This is a genomic window from Streptomyces sp. ATCC 21386 (assembly GCF_018728545.1).
GTDB lineage: Bacteria > Actinomycetota > Actinomycetes > Streptomycetales > Streptomycetaceae > Streptomyces.
The window spans coordinates 3,528,191-3,549,532 of record NZ_JAAVVL010000001.1 but is presented as its reverse complement, the minus strand read 5'-3'; the positions used below and the strand labels follow the sequence as shown (position 1 = coordinate 3,549,532).

Here is a 21,342-nt window from a genome sequence, read left to right as displayed (position 1 = left end):
CGGTCGGCGACGATCCGGGGGATGAAGGGGGTCACCGTGACCGCGGAGGAGCCGTACACCGTCGAACTCGCGAGCGACGTGTACGCGTACGTGCAGCCGGACGGCGGATGGTGTCTGAACAACTCGGGTTTCGTCAGTGACGGCACTTCCACCCTGCTCGTGGACACCGCGGCGACGGAGCGCCGGACCCGCGCGCTGGGCGCCGCGCTAGACGCGACCGGGGTTCCCAGGCCCCGCCTCCTGGTCAACACGCACCACCACGGCGACCACACCTACGGCAACGGCTTCTTCACGCCGGCCGCCACCCTCGTCTCGCACTCGGCCTGCCGCCGCGAGGACCTCGCCGGCGGACAGCACCTGCATCTGCTCTGGCCGCGGACCGACTTCGGGGACGTGAGCATCCAGGGCGCGGACCTGACGTACGACGATCAGGTGACGCTGCACGTCGGGGACATCGAGGCTCAGGTCATCCATCCGGGCGTCTCGCACACCGTCGGCGACTCGGTGGTGTGGCTGCCGCACCGCCGGGTGCTCTTCGCGGGCGACCTGGTCTTCGAGGGCGGGACGCCGTTCTTCCTCATGGGGTCGCTGACCGGTTCGCTGCGGGCGCTGGCGCTGCTGCGCGAGCTGGGCGCCGAGACCGTCGTCCCCGGGCACGGGCCGGTGACCGACCCGTCGGCGTTCGACCGGGCCGAGCGGTACACGCGGTTCGTGGCCGAGGTGGCCGAGAAGTCGCACGCGGCCGGACTCACCCCGCTGGAGGCCGCGCGGAGCACGGACCTCGGGGAGTACGCCGCGCTGCCGGAGAGCGAGCGGCTGGTGGCGAACCTGCGGCGGGCGTACGCCGAGCTGGACGGGGAGCCGGAGGGCGAGGGCGTCGACCCGCTCGCCGGGTTCATGGACATGGCGACCCTCAACGGCGGGGAGATGATGACCTGCCACGCGTGAGGGCCGCGCGGCTCGCTCCGGGAGCCGGCCGTTTCCGGCCGGATTCCGTGGAGACCCCGATCACTTTCGTGCCGCCCACTGGACGACATACCGACCGGTCGGCATCATGAGACGGGTCCCGGTAGAACGCGTTCGCGTGTAGGAGCGATGATGCACCCAGACCACCCGCCAGGTCTCGACCCCGACCGGCTCCGCGCCCTGCTCGACGCCGAGCGGCCCGGACTCGTGAGCGGCCCGCTCACCGGCCGGCTCATCGAGGGCGGGCGGTCGAACCTGACGTACGAGGTCACGGACGGCGCCGCGAAGTGGGTCGTACGGCGTCCGCCGCTGGGCCATGTGCTGGCGACCGCGCACGACATGAAGCGCGAGCACCGCGTGATCAGCGCACTGCACCCGACCGACGTGCCCGTGCCGCGCCCCGTGCTGCTCTGCGAGGACGAGGACGTGCTCGGCGCGCCCTTCTACGTCATGGACTTCGTCGAGGGCACCCCCTACCGCACCGCCGAGCAGCTGGCCCCGCTCGGGCCGGAGCGCACCCGGGCCGCCGTGCTGGGCCTGGTCGACACCCTGGTCGAACTGCACGCGGTGGACCCGGCAGAGGTGGGCCTCGCCGACTTCGGACGCCCGGAGGGCTTCCTGGACCGGCAGCTGCGGCGCTGGGGCAAGCAGCTGGACGCGTCCCGCAACCGCGAGCTGCCCGGCATCGACGAACTCCACGCGACACTGGGCCGCCGGCTCCCCCGCTCCCCCGCGGCGACGGTCATCCACGGCGACTACCGCCTCGACAACGTGCTGCTCGGCGACGACGACGCGATCAAGGCCATCCTCGACTGGGAGATGTCCACGCTCGGCGATCCCCTCACCGACCTGGGCCTGCTGGTGATGTACAGCGTGCCGCTGGCCACCCCCGACTCCCCCGTCTCGACGACCGCGACGGCCGCCGGTCACCCGGACCCGGCCGAGATCGTCGAGCGGTACGCGGCCCGCTCGGGCCGAGACGTCTCCTCGGTGTCCTGGTACACGGCGTTCGCGTGGTTCAAGCTCGCCGTGATCCTGGAGGGCATCCACTACCGGTACACCCTCGGCCAGACGGTCGGCCGCGGCTTCGACCGCATCGGCGACCTGGTCCCCGTCTTCATCGAACACGGCCTGACGACACTTCGTACCGGCTCCGGTTCCGGCTCCCAGGAGGGCTGATCCCATGGACTTCGCATTCGACGCGCGTACGGAGGAGCTGCGCGCCAAGCTCCTCGCCTTCATGGACGAGTACGTGTACCCGGCGGAAGCCGTGGCCGAGGAGCAGCGGGCCGAACTGGACTCGCCCTGGGACACGCCGGCCGTGGTGGAGGAGCTGAAGGCCGAGGCCCGCAGGCAGGGCCTGTGGAACCTCTTCCTGCCCGACTCCGAGTACGGCGCGGGGCTCACCAACCTCCAGTACGCGCCGCTCGCCGAGATCACCGGGCGGTCCCCGCAGCTGGCGCCGACCGCGCTGAACTGCGCCGCACCCGACACCGGCAACATGGAGGTGCTGAGCCAGTTCGGCGACGAGGCCCAGCGCAAGCAGTGGCTGGAGCCGCTGCTCGCCGGTGAGATCCGGTCGGCGTTCGCGATGACCGAGCCCGAGGTGGCCTCCTCGGACGCCACCAACATCACCACGCTGATCGAACGCGACGGCGACGACTACGTCGTCACCGGACGCAAGTGGTACATCTCCGGGGCCATGAACCCCGACTGCCAGATCTTCATCGTGATGGGCAAGACGGACCCGGACGGCGCCGACATCCGGCGCCAGCAGTCGATGATCCTCGTTCCGCGCGACACCCCGGGTGTCACCGTGAAGCGGGCGATGCGGGTCTTCGGGTACGAGGACCACTACCACGGCGGTCACGCCGAGGTGATCTTCGAGGGTGCGCGGGTGCCGGCGTCGAACCTGATCGGGGAGGAGGGCGGCGGGTTCGCCATCGCGCAGGCGCGGCTGGGTCCCGGGCGCATCCACCACTGCATGCGGCTCATCGGGATGGCCGAGCGGGCGATCGAGCTGATGTGCCGGCGGGCGGTGGCCCGGGAGGCCTTCGGCAAGGCGCTGGCGCAGCAGGGCGTCGTGCACAACTGGATCGCCGACGCGCGGGTCGCCGTCGAGCAGCTGCGGCTGCTGGTGCTGAAGACGGCCTGGATGATGGACACGGTGGGCAACAAGGGGGCGCACACGGAGATCCAGGCGATCAAGATCGCCACGCCTCGGACGGTGGTGGACATCATCGACCGGGCGATCCAGCTGCACGGTGCGGGGGGTGTCAGCCAGGACTTCCCGCTGGCCGAGCTGTACGCGGGGGCGCGGACGCTGATGATCGCGGACGGGCCGGACGAGGTGCACCAGCGGTCGCTGGCTCGGCGGGAGTTGAAGCGGTACGTGTGAGGCCGGGGCGCCTTGTAGCTCGGGGGTGCGGGCTTCGTTCGTGGGCGGGTGCGGGTGAGTGAGGGCTTCTCGCGCAGTTCCCCGCGCCCCTCAAGAAGCAGGGGCTGCGCCCCGTGCTTCTTGCCCTGAAGGCCGGGGGCCCGAAAGGGGCGCGGGGAGAGCCGAGGCGTCCTACGGGCGCAGTGCCCTCAGCAGCAGGTCCGCCAGGTGGTCCGCGACCTCCTGCGGGCTCATCGGGCCGTCGGGGCGGTACCACGTCGACAGGTGGTGGACCGAGCCGAAGTGGTAGTCGACGATCAGGTCCGCCGGGGTCGCCTTGGAGAAGACCCCGGTCTCCTGGCCCTCCTCCACCAGCGCGCGGAAGCGCTCGTGGTAGCGGCGCCGCTCCGCGCGGACCTGCTTGTTCTTCTCGGGGCTCAGGTGGTGCATCGAGCGGAAGAAGATCATCGCGTCGTCGAGGTTGTCGATGGTGGTGACGACGACGTCCGCCGCGGCCCCCCGCAACCGCTCCTCCACCGGAGCGTCGGCCCCCGCGAACGCGTCCAGCCGCTCCTGCTGGATCCGCAGCACGCGCGCGTACACCTCGTGCAGCAGGTCGTCCTTGGAGCCGAAGTAGTGGTAGAGCGCGCCCTTGGTGACACCCGCGGCCTCGACGATCTCCTGCACGGAGGTGCGGTCGTACCCCCGCTCGGCGAAGAGCCGGGTGGCGGCGGCCAGCAGCCGCTGCGGGACGGGCGTACCGTCTCCGTCCGTCGTCCTGGGCACTGCCGCCACCTGCCTTCCGAGGTTCTGTCGTCGCCTACTGGTCGCCCGTCCGGCCTCGATCGGTTCCCGATCGGGCGGAATCGGACGCTCCCGCCGGAGGATCATCCCACTCTCCGGCGCCCGGCCGCCGGGCAGGGCGGTCAGCCCGCGGTCTCCCACTTCTGCTGGATGTGGTTCATGTTCGTCAGCCAGCGGTCCGGGTCGGCCGCCCTGGCCTGGTAGTAGGCGGCGACCTCGGGGTGCGGCAGGATCAGGAAGCGGTCCTTCTCGATGCCCTCGAAGAGCGCGTCGGCCACGTCCTCGGGCTCGATCGCGGTCGGCGCGAGCACCAGGTCGCCCGCGCTGCCGGAGGCCGTCAGCATGTCGGTGCGCACGCCCTGCGGACAGATCGCGTGCACCTTGACGCCCCGGTGGCGGTAGGTGAGGGAGAGCCACTCGGCGAAGGCGTACGCCCCGTGCTTGGTGACGCTGTAGGGCGCCGCGCCGATCATCGTCAGCAGGCCCGCCGCCGAGACCGTGGACACGAAACGCCCGCTGCCGCGCTCCAGCCACGCCGGCAGCAGTTCGTGGGCCGCCCGGACGTGCGCCATCACGTTGACGTCCCAGGCGAGCGCCCACACCTTCTCGTCGGCGGCCTCGGTCCCCCCGGAGGCGAGCCCGGCGTTCGCGCAGTACACGTCCACGGTCCCGCCGAGCGCGTCACGCGCCGCCGCGACGATCGCCGAGGCGTCCCCGGGCACCGCGATCCCGCCGATCTCGTCGGCCACGGCCTTCGCCCGGTCCCCGTCCAGGTCGTTCACGACGACCCGGGCCCCCTCGGCCGCGAACCGCCGCGCCAGCGCGGCCCCGATCCCGCCACCGGCTCCCGTGACGACCACACCAGCACCCTGTACGTCTCCCATGATCGCTCTCCTTGTCAACACCGACGCATCAAGAACGGCCTACCCAGAGGGTCAGACTAACCGGTCGGTATGTAACAGAGGAAGGGCACCGTCAACGCCCCCTGTAAGGGGCGCGGGGAACTGCGCGAGCAGCCAACACGGGCCCGCAGACGACAAACCAGCCGCGGAAGCGCTTAGCTTGCCCATAACACCGCTCCCCGCGATGACGGAGGTCACCCCCATGCGCCTCTCCCGCCGCACCTTCCTCGCCGCCTCCACGGCCACGGCGGCCTCGGCCACCGCCTCCACCGCCGGCCTCACCACCGCACCCCCGGCCGAGGCAGCCCGCCAAGGGCTGCGCACCGGCTTCGAGCGCCTGGCCGGGGACGGTTACAAGATCCTCGGCGGCCAGAAGGTCGGCATCGTCACCAACCCGACCGGCGTCACCCGCGACGCCCGCCACATCGTGGACGTGATGCACGCCGACGACCGCGTGGACCTCAGGGCCGTCTTCGGCCCCGAGCACGGCTTCCGCGGCACCGCCCAAGCCGGCGGCTCCGAAGGCCGCCACGACGACCCGGCGACGGGGCTGCCCGTCCACGACACGTACCAGAAGAGCGGCCGCCCCCTCGCGGACATCTTCACCGCCTCCGGCGTGGACACGGTCGTCTTCGACATCCAGGACGTGGGCGCCCGCTTCTACACGTACATCTGGACGCTGTACGACTGCATGGAGGCGGCCCAGCTGGCCGGGAAGCGTTTCGTCGTGCTGGACCGGCCGAACCCGGTGACCGGGCGCAGCGCCCAAGGGCCCGTGCTGCACAAGGAGTTCGCGACCTTCGTCGGGCGGCAGCCCATCGCGCAGGCGCACGGGATGACGGTGGCGGAGCTGGCCCGGCTGTTCAACGGGGAGTTCCTCACCGCGCCGGTGGCGCTGGAGACCGTCCTGATGTCGGGGTGGAAGCGCTCGCGGTTCCACGACGCCTCCGGGCTGCCGTGGGTGCCGCCGAGCCCGAACATGCCGACGCCGGACACCGCGCTCGTGTACTCCGGGACGTGCCTGTTCGAGGGGACGAACCTGTCCGAGGGGCGGGGTACCACGCGGCCGTTCGAGCTGCTCGGCGCGGAGGGGATCGACCGGCGGTGGGCGGCCGCCGCGAACGAGCTCGGTCTGCCCGGCGCGCACTTCAGGGAGGCCTACTTCGCTCCGACCTTCTCCAAGTTCCAGGGGAAGACCATCGGGGGCGTGCAGATCCATGTGCACGACCGGGCCGCCTACGACCCGGTGCGCACCGGGATCGGCCTTCTCGTGACCGCCAGGAAGGTGTGGAGCGGCTTCGCCTGGCGGCCGGACAACTGGATCGACAAGCTGACCGGTTCGGCGCGGGTGCGGACGATGATCGACGCGGGCGCGGACACGGACGAGGTCGTGGCCGGCTGGCAGGAGGAACTGGCCGCGTTCCGCAGGGTGCGCAAGGAGTATCTGCTGTACCGCTAGCCGGAGGGTCGGATCACGAGTCCGGCCGTACGTGACGTATGGCCATCTTTCGCCGTTGGCAGGACCATGCGCCTGGGCGCACCACCAACGTGGCCGAAGGGGGCTCGTCATGGCGGTTGTGGAAATGAGCGTGACTCCCTACTGGGAACTGACCTTCGACGCGGACGGGGACGTGGACACCGGTCAGCGGGACCGGCTGTTCGCCGGGGTCGGCGGGCGCGGGGTGGCGGATCTGGTCGTCTTCGCGCACGGCTGGAACAGCGACCGGTCCGGCGCGACCGGGCTCTACAGCCGCTTCTTCGAGCCGTTCCCGGTGCTCGCGCCGACCGCGAGGCTGGGGTACGTCGGCGTGCTGTGGCCCTCGATGCGGTTCTCGGACGAGCCGATCCCGGACTTCAGGCCGGTGCCCGCCCTCGTGCCCGGTCGCCCGGCGCTCGACAAGAACACCCGGCACGCGCTGGCGGAGGTCTTCCCCGGGCGGGCCACCGTCGTCGAGCAGCTCGCCCGGCTGCTGGAGCGACGGCCGGACGAGGGCGCGTCGTTGGAGGAGTTCGGGCGGCTCGTACGGCTGCTGGTCGAGGTGGAGCCACAGGCTCCGCAGGGCGCGTTCACGGCGGACACCGTCGCGGCGGGTGCGCCGGAGGGCACACCCGGGATGCTGTGCGGGGACACGGCGTCGGTGTGCGCGGACTTCGCGGCGGCACTGGCGGAGGTCGAGACCCCGGATGTGCCGACCGGGGCCGCCGTCACCCCTCCCCAGGCGTGGGACGGCGCGCACGAACTGCTGCGCCAGGCCACGTACTTCGCGATGAAGCGGTGCGCCGGGACGGTCGGTGAGCGAGGGCTCGGGCGGCTGCTCGGACAGCTCGCGCAGTCGTCGCCGGACGTGCGGGTGCACCTCGTCGGGCACAGCTTCGGCGCCCGTCTGGTGTCGTTCGCGCTGCGCGGGCTGCCGGAGGGTGCGCGGTGCGTGAAGTCGGTGACGCTTCTTCAGGCGGCCTTCTCCCACTACGCGTTCGCGTCCCGGCTGCCGCACGACGAACGGGCGAGCGGAGCGCTGGCCGGGCAACACAAGCGGATCGACGGTCCGTTGGTGTGCTGCCACTCCAGGCACGACTCGGCGCTCGGCACGATCTACCCGCTGGCCTCCCGGATGGCGGGCGACGCGCGCACGGTGCTGGGTCTGAGCGTGAACAGCGTGCTGGGCAGGAAGTGGGGCGCCCTCGGCTACGACGGGGTGCAGGCGGTCAAGGGGACGCGGTCGTTCGAGCTGGCCGACGCGCTCAAGGCACGGCTGCCGGCGACGGGGTGCGTGAACGTCGACGCCTCGGCCGTGGTGCGGCGCGGCGGCGCGCCGTCCGGTGCCCACAGTGACATCTGCCACCGTGAGCTGGCCCGGGTGGTGCTGGCGGCGGGCCGTATCACCTGATCCGGACCCGCCGCCGTCACGCGTTCACCGGCTCTCACCGGCGTTCACTCGGCCCCGCACCGGTGGCTCCGGTGCGGGGGGGGCGTCGCTCACCGGTGTGAGGTGAACTCCACGACCTGCTGGTAGGTCGGCCGGTTCTGCCAGCTGATCTTGTTGTGCTTGATGCCGCCCAGGGTCCGCTGGATGATCGAGTCGGCGCACCACTGGTCGCCGGCCGAGCAGTTGGCGTCCCCGGGGTAGACCTGCGCGGCGGTCTTGCCGGCGGCCTCCTTGAGGGTGTCGATCAGGACGGTGCGGCACGCGCCGAGGCTGCCGCCGCCGCAGTACTGCTTCGCCAGCGGGCCCCGCACCGTCTCGCCCAGTACCGAGCGGATGTCCTTGTCGACGTAGCTCCACCAGCCGTACTGGAACGAGCTGCCGGCGTGGGAGCCGGTCGGGCCGTGCGCGGCCGACGGGGACTCGTCGACGGGCAGGTTGGCGGTGATGGCGTTGTACAGGCCGGTGCCGAGGCCGGGTTCGAACTCGGCCTTCACCAGCAGGGGCCACCAGGCGTCCAGGATGCGGATCGCCTCGGCGTGGGCATAGGTCTTCGAACCGGCGGAGGTCTCCGTGCGTTTCGAGCCGGACGTGACCCAGGTCTGGAGCTTGGTGACCGCCGCGGCGGCCGCGGAGTCCGTGACCGCGCTGCTGTTGATGACCTTGAGCAGGTCGGGGACGACGTCCTCGGCCCGCAGGTCGGCGAGGCCCGCCTCGGCCATGGCCTTGGTCAGCGAGGCCCGGGTGACCCCGCCCGCGGCGACCAGCTTCTTCACCCGGTCGTCCAGGAGGTTGCCCCGGTGGACGGAGCCGTTGCCCCAGGGGGCGGTGGTGTAGTCCGCGGCCTGCTTGTTGTTCCAGGAGATGTAGTACGCCTGGTCGATGGAGTTGGGGTGCTCGGCGGGCGGGGTGTAGTCGGCGGTGTTGGTGGTCGGGTTCCAGCCCCGCCACTCGTACGCGGACCGGGCCCAGGCCGGGAACTCGGGGTCGACGTTCGCGGCGCGCACCGGGTTGTCACCGCTGTTGTAGTACGCGGTGTGGGTGGAGTCGGCGTAGAACCAGTTGAACGTGTAGTTGATGTTCTGGACGGCCTTCTGGAAGCTCTCGGGACCCTTGATGTAGTCCGGGTCGTTCAGCATCTGGAAGCCGATGATCGACTCGGCCTCGTTCAGGTACGAGGAGCGCAGGGTGGTGTAGGCGACCTTCTTGCCGTCGACCGTGGCGCGGTGGGTCACCGGGCCGTACTTGGTGCGCCAGACCTGCATGCGGTACGAGCCCGCGGGGGTGGAGTCGGCGGTGGTGGGCTTCCAGGCGTTGGTCTGCTCGACCTTCTCCATGGCCGTGCAGGTGCCGTGGTAGAGGTAGTGCACGTCGTCCTGGCACAGCTCGACCGCGTACGTGTCGATGATGTCCTGGCCGGAGGTGGTGGCGCTCCAGGCGTAGTCCTGGCCGCGGCCGAGTTCGACGTACATGCTCAGTCCGGCGAAGGAGGCGCCGCGGGCGCTGATGCCCGGGCCCTGGATCTCCTGGAGCATGAGCAGCTGGGGGGCGAAGTAGCCGGTCTGCGGGCCGAAGACGGCGACGGGGTGTCCGCTCGCGGTGTGCTTGCCGCTGACGACGAGGGCGTTGGACATGCCGCGCCGGGCGGAGCTGAGGGCGCTGTCGGTGGCCTTGGCGGACAGGCTCTTGGAGGACGACGTGGCCGCGCTGCCGGTGCGGTCGTACACGAGGGGCTCCTCGGCCACCGTGCCGGCGTTCGGGAGGGCCATGCCCTGCGGGTCCGCGGGCTTGGTGGCGTACGGGAAGCTGCCGTCGTGGACGGTCAGGGCGGCCTCGGGGTCGTTGCGCTCGCGGAAGGACTCCCAGACCTTGGTGCCCTCGGTGACGCCGTACTTCTCCTGGGCGGCCAGCAGGGAGAGGGCGTTGTTGACCTCGCCGCCGCCGCCCGAGCCGAAGAGGGCGCCGATGACGGAGGCCAGGGCGACCAGGTCGGTGGGCTTGAACTTCTCTATGGTGCCGGCGTTGGTGACGGAGTCCTTGTGGCCGGTCAGGACGTACTCGCCGGGAAAGTAACGGCCGCTGTCGGAGGCGTCGATGTAGGCGTTGATGCCGGCGACGTAGGCGTTGACGTCGGCGAGGGCCAGCTGCCCGCGTTCGCCGTTGGCGGCCACGGCCTTGTCGATCTGGGCCTGCAGATCGGCCTCGGTGTAGGGGGCGTGGCGCCAGAACTCCTGCTCCAGGCCCTGGTTGGACGGGGCGCCGCCCGCGAAGGGGGTCAGTTTGCCCCGGCCGACGTGGCGGAAGACGTCCATCAGCCACAGCCGGTCCTGGGCGGCGGCGTAGCCCGCGCCGAACTCGGTGCCGTAGCGGGTGGTGCCCGTGATGTGCGGCACACCGGTCTTCTTGTCGCGGACGATCGTGACGTCGGTGCGGCCGGCCGGCTTCAGGGTGGAGGCGACCTGGTCGGAGGCGACGCCGAAGGAGGCATCGTTGAAGAAGGTGTTGATGGTGGAGTTGGTGAGGCCCGGGTAGCCGGTGGCCAGGTTGTTGTAGGGGCCGAGCTGGTTGCCGGCGTTCTCCGGCATGGAGCCGAACGCCTGGTTGAGGAGGATCTGGGCGAGGGTGGCGTTGCCGTTCTGGCCGGGCGGCAGGATGTCGGAGCACTGTCCGCCGCAGTGGTCGGTCACGGCTGCCGCCTGCACGGACCCGGTGTCGGCGGCCGCCACCGGGGAAGCCGGGGAAAGAGGCGACAAAAGACCGGCAACGAGTGCGCATAGGGAGGCGGCCTTGAGGAACTCCGGGAATCTGCGGGGAGTTCTCAGTCTGTCCGGTGCGTTGCGTGAGGTGCGTGGGGTGCGCCAGGGCATGGCAGCTCCTCCTGACAGGGGTGGGCGGGATGTTACCGCCGGTATCCCCGACTTTGAAGCTGAACATGCGTCACGTTTTCTGGATCGCCGCGAACACACAGGTGACGGACAGCGTGAACAGGTACTCAGAAGTAGTCGTAAGCCAAGAAGAAGCTCGACAAGAGCGCAAGAAGAAGTCAGTCAGAGGCAGTCAGACGTAGGCAGGAAGGGTCCGTGAACAGCTCAGCAGACGACTTATGGAGGTCATCGGAAATCGGATGGAGCCGAATCGCGTGTCGATACGTCTATTCGGCGACGTCCCGACGACGACGCCGAAGTGACCGAAGTTCAGGTGCAGGTGTGACGGAGGTGCAGGGCGATGGCCGGTTTCCGGAGTCTGGCAAGACAGGTGCGAGATCCCAGGTGCGATCTGGCACTGCGGCGGTATTCACTGCGCAAGTGCCTTGAGAGGTTCGCCCCCTACGGGCATCGGGCGACGTGGGACCACTTGTGCTCGCGGGCCGGCTTCGGCCCCGAGGACCGCAACCCCGACCCGGCGCGGCTCGTGGCCGCACTGGAGGAGTTGGAAGAGGCCCGCTCCGTCTGGCTCGACTACGAGGTGCAGTTCGCGCGGCGCCGCAAGAAGGAGAAGTACGACGGGCTGCGCAGGCCGGGCAGTGTCGACGACTGGCACCGGCTGACCTGGGGCGGTTTCGGCGTCGCGTGGTGCGACGACCCGAAGGTCCACCCCCGGGAACCACTGGCGGAGGTGCTGCGCCGGCTCATCGCCGCGCTGGAGCGCGAACCGGGCTCGACCTGCCCGGTGTGCGACGGCGAGCGCCTCGTCTGGATGTACGACCTGGCCCATGAACCGTCCTCGGGCCCGGTCTGCACGGAGTGCGGAATCGTGGTGCCACGACCGGTACTCACCCCCGACGCCCTGGCGGAGTCCAGGCGCGGGCGGCTGCTGGTCTCGGCCTAGCTCGGCGGGGGTGCGCCGGGGATGCCGCACCCCCGTGCATGTGTGGTCGACGAGGTTCCGGTACGGCGCGACGGCTACGGCCTCTTGACGTCCGTGTGAATGGCGAGCTTGAACTCGGCGAGGGTGATCGCCGTGGTCCGCCTGGTGTCCCCCGACCCTCGCGCGGATATCTTCAGGCCCAGCGGCATGCCCCTGTGCACGAACATCTGCCACACGCAGGTGCGGTACTGGCCGCCCCGGGTGCGCACGCTGTCCGTCGTGCCCGTGGAGTCGTACTTCTTCTTGGTCAGATTCAGGGGGTCGCGCACGAAGCGGGTGCGGTACTCCAGCGTCCTGGCGTCCGCCTCCCAGAACACCATCGCCGACAGCACTCCCCAGCCGTCGTGGCTGGGCCAGATCAGTCCGGAGCGCGGGTCGGGGAACTTCGAGGCGGTGCCACCGCCGTTCTCCGGGTCGTGCATCTTCCAGGGGTCGTACGACTCCTCGGTCGCCTCGTACGGGAAGCGCACCAGGTGGTAGCCGTCCGAGTCGTAGGTGATCCGCTGCGTCCCCGAGTGGGCCTTCTCCCACTTCAGCGAACAGATGACGACGCTCATCGGCGCTCCTTGCCGTGCCGTGCCTTCGCTGTGCCCTTGCCATGTCGATGCCCGGGGGACGCGCCGCGCCACCCCTCCGTGTCCATGGCAGCGTTGCCATGAAAGCGGTCGCACCCCGTGGCGTGCGGGCGGCACGGCACGGGTGGCGCCCGGCGCGTCCGGAGCGCGCTCCTACCAGGGCGAAATTGACTCGCTCCACCCCTTTCCCGTGCGGACAGTTGGGGGCGACGAGACAGCCCTGAGTCCCAGGAGCGAGGAGAGGCCGATGTCGACGCTGCGCGTCACCGCCGAAGTGCTGACGATCCACGAACACCCGAACGCCGACGCGCTCGAACTGGCCCAGGTGGGCCTGTACCGAGCCGTCGTGGCGAAGGGGGCGTACCGCACCGGTGACACGGCCGTGTACATCCCGGAGCAGTCCGTGCTCCCCGCGCCGCTGATCGAGGAACTGGGGCTCACCGGCCGGCTGGCGGGAGGCAACTCGGACCGGGTGAAGGCGGTACGGCTGCGGGGCGAGCTGTCGCAGGGCATCGTCTGCCGCCCACGGGCCCTCGCGGACGTCGATCTGACGGCCGCCGTGACCGACGGCACGGACTTCGCGGAACGGCTCGGCATCGTCAAATGGGTGCCGCCGATCCCGCCCACGATGAGCGGCGAGGTCGAGTCGGCGCCGGATCTGCTGCCCTGGGTCGACATCGAGAACATCCAGCGCCACCCCGGCATCTTCACGCCCGGCGAACCGGTCGTCCTCACGGAGAAGCTGCACGGCACGGCCTGCCTGGTCACGTATCTGGCCGAGGACGGCCGGGTGCTGGTGTCCTCGAAGGGCTTCGGTTCGAAGTCCCTCGCCCTGAAGGAGGATCCGCGCAATCTGTACTGGCGGGCCGTCCACGGCCACCGGGTGGGCGAGGTCGCCGCCCGGCTCGCCGAGCGGCTCGGCGCGCGACGGATCGGGATCTTCGGCGAGGTCTACGGTGCCGGGGTGCAGGACCTGACGTACGGCGCGGACGGCCGCCGCGACACCCTCGGGTACGCCGTGTTCGACGTCTGCGCGGACATCGACGGCCGGGTCCGCTGGCTGGACTCCGCGGAGCTGTGCACGCTGCTCGACGGCGAACTGCCACTGGTGCCACGGCTGTACGAGGGTCCGTACGCCGCGGACCTCGTCCTGGAGGTGGCCGAAGGACGGGAGACCGTCTCCGGGCGCGCACTGCACCTGCGCGAGGGGGTCGTGATCCGGCCGGCCACCGAGCGGTACAGCCCCGTGACCGGCGGGCGGGCCGTCGCCAAGGCGGTCAGCCCGGCGTACCTGACCCGTAAGGGCGGCACGGAGTACGAGTGACGCCCGGCGCGAACCCGGGAGCCGCCCTGTCAGCAGCCGGGTTCGCGCCGTTCGGTCCTGCGGCGCTCGACCAGGAGGCGGGAGCCGCTCTGCTGTTCGCCGAAGACGTCGTCGGGGTTGGAGAGCACACAGGTGTCCAGGGACAGGCAGCCGCAGCCGATGCAGTCGGTGAGGTGGTCGCGCAGCCGGTTCAGCTGCTTGATCCGTTCGTCCAGTTCGGACCGCCAGACCTCGGAGAGGTGGGCCCAGTCCTCGCGGTTCGGCGTGCGTTCCTCGGGCAGTTCGGCGAGTGCCTCGCGGATCGTGGCGAGCGGGATGCCGACGCGTTGGGCGGCACGGATGAAGGCCACCCGGCGCAGGGTGTCCCGGCTGTAGCGGCGCTGGTTGCCCGAGGTGCGGCGGCTGCTGATCAGCCCCTTGGACTCGTAGAAGTGCAGCGCGGAGACGGCGGCACCGCTACGGGCCGACAGCTGGCCGACGGTCAACTCGTGGATCTTCTCAGGGATCTGGGGCACCCCTCCGAGCCTACCCATACCCGGAAGGGTCACAGTCCGTTGACAGGGATCGCGCGACCGACCATGCTAAGCAGTCGCTTAGACATGGGACCAGGGAGGCCGAGACATGGCAGAGCCGAGGATCTTCACGTCCGCCGAGGAGCTGAAGGCGGCGGTGGGCGAGTCGCTGGGCTACAGCGACTGGCTGGAGGTCGACCAGAAGCGGATCGATCTCTTCGCCGAGGCCACCGGCGACCACCAGTGGATCCACGTGGACCCGGAGAAGGCGGCGGCCGGGCCCTTCGGGACGACCATCGCCCACGGCTATCTGACCCTGTCCCTGCTGCCGTTGCTCGTGCCTCAGGTGCTCAAGGTCGACAACGTGAAGATGGGCGTCAACTACGGCACCAACAAGGTGCGCTTCCCCGCGCCCGTCCCCGTGGGCTCCCGGCTGCGGGCGACGGCGACGCTCCAGGACGTCACGGAGGTCGGCGGCGGTGTGCAGGTGACCGCCGCGGTGGTCGTGGAGCGCGAGGGCGGGGAGAAGCCGGTGTGCGTGGCGGAGTCCGTGTCGCGCTACTACTTCTGAGCGGGCGCCGGGGCGCTGCCGAGCCGGTGACGCAGCCTTGCCCGAGCCGGTGACGCAGCCTTGCCCGAGCCGGTGACGCAGCCTTGCCCGGGCCGGTGACGCGGCTTCGCCCAGCCGGTGATGTGGCGCGGCGGAGGCGAGAAACCGCCGCGCCACGGGTACTGCTGTTCGCACCGGTCGGGCATGGCCCGCCAGGGCGGAGGACCGCCGTCACCGGGCTCAGGGAGCCACGGCGCGTCCCGTCTGGGGCGAGATCCGCCCGGAGCACAGACCGCGGGCGGCCAGCGTCTGCGCGATGCGCGGGATCGCCGCACGCGTGTTTGCGGGCCCGTCGTGCATGAGGATGACCTGCCCGTTGGTGAGCCGGCCGACGGACTGCACGATCGCGTCCGCGCTGGCGTTGTTCCAGTCCTGCGAGTCGACGTTCCACAGGATCTCGGTCAGGCCGCGCCTGGCCGCGACGGACTTCACCGTCGCGTTGGTGTCCCCGTACGGCGGCCGGAACAACTGCGGAGTGCCGCCGCCCGCGTTCGCGACGGCCTGCTGGGTGCGGGCGAGCTCCGAGTCGATCTGCGCCGTGGAGAGCCGGGTCAGATACGGGTGCGTGTAGCTGTGGTTGGCCACCCACATCCCGGCGGAGACCTGGGCGCGGACCTGGACCGGGCTGGCCGCCGCGTTCTGGCCCGTGTTGAACATCGTGGCCCGCAGCCCGTTCGAGCGCAGCGCGTTGAGCAGGGCCGAGGTGTTGCCGGTCGGACCGTCGTCGAAGGTGAGCCCGACGTAGCCGTTGCAGGCGGCGGCCCCTGCGGCTCCCGCCGGTGCGGCGGTGCCGGCGGTGAGGGCGCCCACGGCGGCCATCACGACGGCGGCCTGGAGCGCCACCAGGGAACGTAGGGACCGGCGTCGGGAAGGCCGCGCCGACGGATGCGCCGACGACTGTGCCGGGCGGGGAGCGGTCATCGTCAACCGCCGACCGTGATGCTGGAGTTGCCGCTGCTCTGGTAGCCCTCCGTCGCCATGATCATGTAGTAGCGGAAGTTGCCCAGTGGCATTCCGGCACGGCCCCAGGCGTCGAAGTGGTTGCCGGTGGTGATGCTGCCGCCGGTCCGCCTCTGCTGGCGGACGCTCCAGTACTGGTCGAAGGTGCGGTTGCCCTCGACGGACGGGGCGTTGTACCGCGTCGTCCGGTAGATGTCGTACGTGCCGCCGTCGCTGTTGACCGTGCCCCGGTAGGCGCCCGTGGGCCGGTAGGTGCCCCAGTTGTCGACGATGTAGTACTCGACGAGCGGGTTCGACGTCCAGCCGTAGAGACACAGGTACGCGTTGCCCGACGGGTTGAAGCTGCCCGAGTAGGTCACCGTCCTGCGGGAGCCGTTGCTCCAGCCCTTGCCGCAGACGAAGTTGCCGGTGTTGCGCCAGGAGGTCCGGTAGGCGCCCCCGTTGGCCAGCGTCATGGAGACGGACCCCGGGGAGTCGGTCCAGAACGAGTAGTAGAAGCCGCCGTTCGTACCGGTCTGGTTGCTGGTGACGACCGTGTCGGCGTGGGCGGTACCGGGCAGTGTGAGCGTGGTCGCGGCGGCCAGCGCGGTGGCGCCGACGCCGCCGAGGAACAGCCTGCGGCTGGGGTTGCCGGGCACGGGTGCGGGTGCGTCGTTCATCTGGCGTGCTTCCTCCCTCTCGTGGGGCCCTGTCACGAGGGAGTGTTGAACTGCCCCTGTCAACTGTCAATGGTTTCGGCAATGATCCCGAAACATTCGCCCGGCGCAGTTGACCGAAGAAGTGCCGTAATACCTGTTCAGAAGCTGTTGATGCCACCCAGAAGAAATACGTTCCTCGCGGCCTCTCAACCCGAAGATCAAAGGCCCGGATCCACCCCTTCGAATGTTTCGAAGTTTGCGCCGAACCATGCCGTCGGTCGTCTGGAAGGGGGGAGCCGCCGGGCTGGTGACGTGAGGGGCGGGTGGGCCCTACTTCGTGGCGCCCACCATGCGCAGGACGAGGTCCGCGTAGAGCGCGCCGACCTCGTCGGGGGTGCGGGGGCCGTTGACGTTGAACCAGCGCGCCACGTCGATGCAGAGGGAGAGGATGGCGACGGTCGTCCCGCGGACGTCGGGAACGTCGAAGTCGCCCGAGGCGACGCCGTCCTCGATGATGCCGCGCACGGCCGCGTCGTTCTCACGGCGCAGGGTGACGATCTCGGCGCGGGCGTCGGGGCCGAGGGCGTCGAGCTCGTACTGCACGACGCGGGCGACGGTGTGCTGCCCCGCGTGCCAGCGGACGAAGGAGCGCACGGCCTCGGCGAGCCGGTCGGCCGGGCCGCCCTCGGACCGGGCCGCCGTCCGCAGGACCTCGAGGGCCTTCTCGTGACCGATGCGGCTGATCCGGTGGAGCAGCTCTTCCTTGGTCTTGTAGTGGATGTACAGCGCGGCGGGGCTCATCCCCGCGCGGCCCGCGATGTCCCGGGTCGTCGTCGCGTGATAGCCACGCTCGGCGAAGGCCTCCACGGCGGCCATCAGCAGCCGCCGGGCCGCTTCCGGACTGACCTCGCCCCACGGCTGCGGCTCGCCGCCCGCCGTCTCCTCCGCCGTACTCATCGCTCGTTCGTCCCTTCGATGGCTGGGCACCACCATACCGCCGAAGGTGAGCGGGCGCTTAGAAGGCCCGCTCAGGGCTGTGCCGCACGGTGGCCGGGATCGCGCGCCGGGGGGCGCGCGACCGGCCTCAGAGCTTCTCGAAGGGGTCGTGCTCGGCGAGGAGCTTCTCCAGCCGGGCCTGGTCGACCCGGCTGACGATCCGCCCGGCCTCCTGACGGTCGCGGATCACCTTGGCCAGGGTGAAGGACGAGGTCACCAGGTAGAGGACCGCGATGGCCAGGAAGGCACGGACCCAGGTGTCGGCGTCGAGGTTGTAGATGCCGACGGTGGTGGCCGCCATGGCGACGGCGAACGATACGACGGCCTGCCCGTAGAAGGCCGCCGTGTTCTGCTGCTTGACCGGTGTCTCACTCATGGGGACATGGTTCGACGGATGTGGCCCGAACCACATCCGTCGGGATACTCAGTCGGCGGTGTCGCGTACTCAGAGCCGCGGCCCGGACGGGGGGCCGCACCGAGCGCGGCGCCGGGCTCAGAACGCCGAAACGCCCGTCAGTGCCCGCCCGATGAGCAGTTTCTGTATCTGGCTGGTGCCCTCGTAGAGGGTCATCACCCGGGCGTCGCGCAGGAGTTTTCCGGCCGGGTACTCATCGATGTAGCCGTAACCGCCGAAGACCTGGAGGGCGTTGTTCGCGGCGCGGACGGCGGCCTCGGAGGCGAAGAGCTTCGCCTTGCTGGCCTCGGTGGCGAAGGGCCGGCCCCGGTCGACGAGATCGGCGACCCGCCAGGTCAGCAGCCGGGCCGCGTCGACGTCCACCGCGATGTCACTGATGAGCTCCTGGACGAGCTGGTGGTGGGCGATGGGCCTGCCGAACTGCTCGCGCTCACCCGCGTACCGGACCGCCGCGTCCAGCGCCGCCTGGGCGATGCCGACGCAGCCTGCGGCCACCGACATCCGCCCCTTGGCGAGCGCGGACATGGCGACGGTGAACCCCTTGCCCTCGGGGCCGAGCATCGCGGAGGCGGGGACGCGGACGTCCTCCAGGACCAGTTCCGCGGTGGCCTGACCGCGCAGACCGAGCTTGCCGTGAATGGTGCGCCGGGTCAGGCCGGAGGCGTCGGCGGGGACGAGGAAGGCGGAGACGCCCCGGTGGCCGGGCGCGTCGGTGGAGCGGGCGAAGAGCAGGACGACGTCGGCCCAGGTGCCGTTGGTGATGAACATCTTGGTGCCGTTGATGACGTAGTCGTCGCCGTCGCGCACGGCCCTGGTGGCCAGGTTGCCCGCGTCCGAGCCGGTGCCGGGTTCGGTGAGACCGAAGCAGCCGACGTACTCCCCCGCCGTGAGCCCCGGCAGCCAGCGGCGCTTCTGCTCCTCGTCGCCCCAGGCCGCGATCGTCTTCGCGACCAGCCCCAGGGAGACGGAGACGATGCCGCGCACGGAAGAGTCGCCGCGACCGAGTTCCTCGGTGACCAGGCAGTACGTCAGGTGGTCGCCGCCGGAGCCGCCGTACTCCTCGTCGACGGTGAGCCCCAGGAAGCCGACCTCGCCGAGCTTCTTCACGATCGCCCGGTCGACGTTCTCCGCGCGGTCCCACTCGATGACGTGCGGGGCGATCTCGCGCTCCACGAAGTCGCTCGCGAGCCGGCGCGCGGCGGCCTGCTCCTCGCTGAGCTCCAGGTTCACGCGGCGCCGCCTCTCGTCAGTCCCCCATTTAATTACCACTGCTAGTTTTAGAGTGCAGCCCTACTATGTGCGCCATGGCCCGACCACGCAAGCCCCTGTTGAGCACCGACCGCATCGTGGAGACGGCGCGGGCGCTGGTGGACGCGGAGGGGCTGGCGGCGGTCTCCACCCGGCGGCTCGCCGCGGAACTCGGAGTGAGCGGGCCCTCCCTCTACAACCACTTCCGCACCATGGACCAGATCCTGGAGGCGGTCGCCGACTCGGTGAGCGCACAGGTCGACCTGTCGATGTTCCGGGACGGGCGGGACTGGCGGACCGCGCTGCACGACTGGGCCGTGTCGTACCGGGCGGCGTTGCGCGACCACCCCAACATCGTGCCGATCCTCGCGCGGGGACCCGGGCGCCGTCCCGCGGGACTGCGGGTCGCCGACGTGGTGTTCGGGGCGATGGTCGAGGCGGGGTGGCCGGCGGCACAGGCCACGTCCATCGGGGCGCTGATGCGGTACTTCATCATGGGGTCCGCGATCGGATCGTTCGCCGGAGGGTTCGTGGACGACGAGAGTGCCTACGACCCCGCCGACTACCCGCATCTCGGGCAGGCCCACCTGCTGGCCGAGCAGCAGCAGAAGGTCGACGAGCGGGCGTTCGAGGTGGGGCTGCGGGCGCTGCTGGACGGGTTGGAGCAGCAGTACGAGCGGGTCGGGACCCGATAGGCGGCGGGGAACCGCCCGCTCGGGCATGACATGAGCGGCCCGGCGTCGCGGCCCCGGATGGTTTCCGGAGCCGCGACCCGGCCGTCGGCGACGAGCCGGCCTAATCCTCCGCGCGTGAACTCGCCCTCCCCGCGAGGATCTTGATCGAGACGAGGGCGATCACCGAGAGCCCGATGATGTACGCGGACACCGCCATGGACGTGCCGGTGGCCTCCAGGAGGAGGACCATCAGGAACGGGGCGAGGCCGCCGCCGAGCACCGCGGCGATCTGGTAACCGAGGGAGGCACCCGTGTAGCGCATCTCGGGCGTGAACAGCTCGGCGAACAGGGCGGCCTGGGGCCCGTACATGATGCTGAGGAAGCAGCTGGCGACGAAGGTGCCGACGGCCAGCCACAGCAGGGAGCCGGTGTCGATGAGCAGGAACAGCGGGACGGCCCACAGGGCGATGCCGGCCGCGCCGAACGCGTAGATCCGGATCCTGCCGACGCGGTCGGAGAGGGCCGCGGCCGCGGGGATCAGCACCAGCTGGGTGAGGCTGACGCAGAGGGAGACCGCGAGGACGGCGCTGCGCTTCATGTCGAGTTCGCGGGTGGTGTAGTCGAGGACGCCGGTGATGAGGATGTAGAAGGTCGCGGTGTTCACGGCGAAGGAGCCGCCGGCCAGGAAGACCGTGCCGAGATGTCCGCGCAGGATCGTCCTGAGCGGGGAGCTCTTCTCACCCTTCTCCTTCTCCGCCAACTCCCTCTCCGCCGCGCGGAATTCGGGGGTCTCCTCGACATGGCGGTGGATGTACCAGGCGAGGCCGAGGACGAACAGGCCGACCAGGAACGGCACGCGCCAGCCCCAGGCGGCGAAGGCCGAGTCGCTGGTGGCCGCGCCCACGACGAGGAACATCGTGTTGGCGCTCACCACGCCGATGGGGACACCGAGTTGGACGAAGCTGCCGTACACCCCGCGCTTGCCCTCGGGGGCGTACTCGGTGGCCAGCAGCATCGCGCCGCCCCACTGGGCGCCGACGGCGACGCCCTGGGCGACACGGAGGAGGACGAGCAGGACCGGGGCGGCGATCCCGATCGTCTCGTACGTGGGCAGGAGGCCGATGCCGGTGGTGGCGAGGCCCATCAGGGTCAGCGCCAGGACCAGCATCGGCTTGCGGCCCCGCTTGTCACCGAGGTGACCTGCGACGACGCCGCCGAGGGGCCGGGCGAGGAAGCCGACGGCGAAGGTGGCGAACGCGGCGAGGACTCCTGCGGAGGAGCTGCCGGCCGGGAAGTAGAGGTCGCCCAGGACGAGGGCGGCGGCTATGCCGAAGACGAAGTAGTCGTACCACTCCACCGCCGAGGCGAGCGCCGCGGCGGTGGCCACCTTGCGGTGGCTCTGGGGAGGGGAGGTGGTGACGGGGGCGGAAACGGGAGCGGTGTCCATACGAGCACACTCCGGTGGGTGCGGGGACGTTCCCGGGAACGTACTGACCGGACGGTATGGAGGTCAACGGTCGTGCGGGTATCAGTTCGGGGAGGAGTTTTTT

Annotated in this window: 20 protein-coding genes; 9 read left to right on the top strand and 11 right to left on the bottom strand. The window is 70.6% G+C overall.

All coding sequences use genetic code 11. The annotated features are described in order from the left end of the window. Nucleotides 1-36: 36 nt before the first annotated feature. From GWK25_RS15480 to GWK25_RS15470, 3 genes are all read left to right on the top strand, one after another. Nucleotides 37-948 (top strand): MBL fold metallo-hydrolase, encoded by a 912-nt coding sequence (locus GWK25_RS15480; RefSeq protein WP_215457390.1) that lies wholly within the window; start codon nt 37-39, stop codon nt 946-948. A gap of 150 nt (nt 949-1,098) precedes the next feature. Next, nucleotides 1,099-2,145, top strand: a complete 1,047-nt coding sequence (locus GWK25_RS15475; protein ID WP_215450808.1) for a phosphotransferase family protein — start codon at nt 1,099-1,101, stop codon at nt 2,143-2,145. 4 nt (nt 2,146-2,149) lie between these two features. Beyond that, nucleotides 2,150-3,364, top strand: coding sequence for an acyl-CoA dehydrogenase family protein (locus tag GWK25_RS15470; RefSeq protein WP_215450807.1), 1,215 nt, complete (start codon nt 2,150-2,152; stop codon nt 3,362-3,364). 171 nt (nt 3,365-3,535) lie between these two features. Here the strand turns inward: GWK25_RS15470 and GWK25_RS15465 are convergent, their stop codons facing one another. Together GWK25_RS15465 and GWK25_RS15460 are read right to left on the bottom strand one after the other, a co-directional pair. Continuing rightward, complete coding sequence (locus tag GWK25_RS15465) at nt 3,536-4,129, bottom strand: TetR/AcrR family transcriptional regulator (RefSeq protein ID WP_215450806.1); 594 nt, start codon at nt 4,127-4,129, stop codon at nt 3,536-3,538. Between the two features lie 140 nt (nt 4,130-4,269). Continuing rightward, a complete protein-coding gene (locus GWK25_RS15460) occupies nt 4,270-5,031 on the bottom strand; it encodes an SDR family oxidoreductase (RefSeq protein WP_215450805.1) in 762 nt (253 codons plus the stop codon). A 220-nt stretch (nt 5,032-5,251) separates the two neighbouring features. Here GWK25_RS15460 and GWK25_RS15455 point away from each other — a divergent pair, with 220 nt between their 5' ends. Both GWK25_RS15455 and GWK25_RS15450 read left to right on the top strand, forming a co-directional pair. Beyond that, nucleotides 5,252-6,508 (top strand): exo-beta-N-acetylmuramidase NamZ domain-containing protein, encoded by a 1,257-nt coding sequence (locus GWK25_RS15455; RefSeq protein WP_215457389.1) that lies wholly within the window; start codon nt 5,252-5,254, stop codon nt 6,506-6,508. 109 nt (nt 6,509-6,617) lie between these two features. Beyond that, entirely contained in the window at nt 6,618-7,937 is a 1,320-nt protein-coding gene (locus GWK25_RS15450) for a serine-threonine protein kinase (protein ID WP_215450804.1), read from the top strand. An 89-nt stretch (nt 7,938-8,026) separates the two neighbouring features. Here GWK25_RS15450 and GWK25_RS15445 read toward each other — a convergent pair whose 3' ends face one another. Further along, a complete protein-coding gene (locus tag GWK25_RS15445; protein ID WP_215450803.1) occupies nt 8,027-10,840 on the bottom strand; it encodes a penicillin acylase family protein in 2,814 nt (937 codons plus the stop codon). Nucleotides 10,841-11,198: 358 nt separating this feature from the next. Here GWK25_RS15445 and GWK25_RS15440 point away from each other — a divergent pair, with 358 nt between their 5' ends. After that, entirely contained in the window at nt 11,199-11,801 is a 603-nt protein-coding gene (locus GWK25_RS15440) for a hypothetical protein (protein ID WP_215450802.1), read from the top strand. A gap of 74 nt (nt 11,802-11,875) precedes the next feature. Here the strand turns inward: GWK25_RS15440 and GWK25_RS15435 are convergent, their stop codons facing one another. Then, the gene (locus tag GWK25_RS15435; RefSeq protein ID WP_215450801.1) at nt 11,876-12,397 is read right to left on the bottom strand and encodes a hypothetical protein; all 522 of its coding nucleotides are present in this window, start codon (nt 12,395-12,397) and stop codon (nt 11,876-11,878) included. Between the two features lie 265 nt (nt 12,398-12,662). On the opposite strand from GWK25_RS15435, the gene GWK25_RS15430 reads away from it, so the two are divergent. Beyond that, complete coding sequence (locus tag GWK25_RS15430) at nt 12,663-13,739, top strand: RNA ligase (ATP) (protein WP_215450800.1); 1,077 nt, start codon at nt 12,663-12,665, stop codon at nt 13,737-13,739. Nucleotides 13,740-13,768: 29 nt separating this feature from the next. Here the strand turns inward: GWK25_RS15430 and soxR are convergent, their stop codons facing one another. Next, nucleotides 13,769-14,254 (bottom strand): redox-sensitive transcriptional activator SoxR, encoded by a 486-nt coding sequence (gene soxR, locus GWK25_RS15425; protein ID WP_308010670.1) that lies wholly within the window; start codon nt 14,252-14,254, stop codon nt 13,769-13,771. A gap of 106 nt (nt 14,255-14,360) precedes the next feature. On the opposite strand from soxR, the gene GWK25_RS15420 reads away from it, so the two are divergent. Then, on the top strand, nt 14,361-14,822 hold the full coding sequence (locus GWK25_RS15420; protein WP_215450798.1) for a MaoC family dehydratase: 462 nt from the start codon (nt 14,361-14,363) through the stop codon (nt 14,820-14,822). A gap of 219 nt (nt 14,823-15,041) precedes the next feature. On the opposite strand, the gene GWK25_RS15415 is transcribed toward GWK25_RS15420, so the two are convergent. From GWK25_RS15415 to GWK25_RS15395, 5 genes are all read right to left on the bottom strand, one after another. Continuing rightward, a complete protein-coding gene (locus GWK25_RS15415; protein WP_215457388.1) occupies nt 15,042-15,680 on the bottom strand; it encodes a polysaccharide deacetylase family protein in 639 nt (212 codons plus the stop codon). A 104-nt stretch (nt 15,681-15,784) separates the two neighbouring features. After that, entirely contained in the window at nt 15,785-16,480 is a 696-nt protein-coding gene (locus tag GWK25_RS15410) for a glycoside hydrolase family 11 protein (RefSeq protein ID WP_251828872.1), read from the bottom strand. 309 nt (nt 16,481-16,789) lie between these two features. Next, complete coding sequence (locus GWK25_RS15405) at nt 16,790-17,416, bottom strand: TetR/AcrR family transcriptional regulator (protein WP_215450797.1); 627 nt, start codon at nt 17,414-17,416, stop codon at nt 16,790-16,792. Nucleotides 17,417-17,543: 127 nt separating this feature from the next. Further along, nucleotides 17,544-17,831, bottom strand: coding sequence for a YiaA/YiaB family inner membrane protein (locus tag GWK25_RS15400; protein ID WP_184896013.1), 288 nt, complete (start codon nt 17,829-17,831; stop codon nt 17,544-17,546). A 117-nt stretch (nt 17,832-17,948) separates the two neighbouring features. After that, nucleotides 17,949-19,100: an acyl-CoA dehydrogenase family protein gene (locus GWK25_RS15395; protein ID WP_215450796.1), complete on the bottom strand. Its 1,152-nt coding sequence runs from the start codon at nt 19,098-19,100 to the stop codon at nt 17,949-17,951. A gap of 74 nt (nt 19,101-19,174) precedes the next feature. Here GWK25_RS15395 and GWK25_RS15390 point away from each other — a divergent pair, with 74 nt between their 5' ends. Further along, nucleotides 19,175-19,813, top strand: coding sequence for a TetR/AcrR family transcriptional regulator (locus tag GWK25_RS15390; protein WP_215450795.1), 639 nt, complete (start codon nt 19,175-19,177; stop codon nt 19,811-19,813). Between the two features lie 100 nt (nt 19,814-19,913). Here GWK25_RS15390 and GWK25_RS15385 read toward each other — a convergent pair whose 3' ends face one another. After that, nucleotides 19,914-21,239: an MFS transporter gene (locus tag GWK25_RS15385; RefSeq protein ID WP_215450794.1), complete on the bottom strand. Its 1,326-nt coding sequence runs from the start codon at nt 21,237-21,239 to the stop codon at nt 19,914-19,916. Nucleotides 21,240-21,342 lie beyond the last annotated feature (103 nt).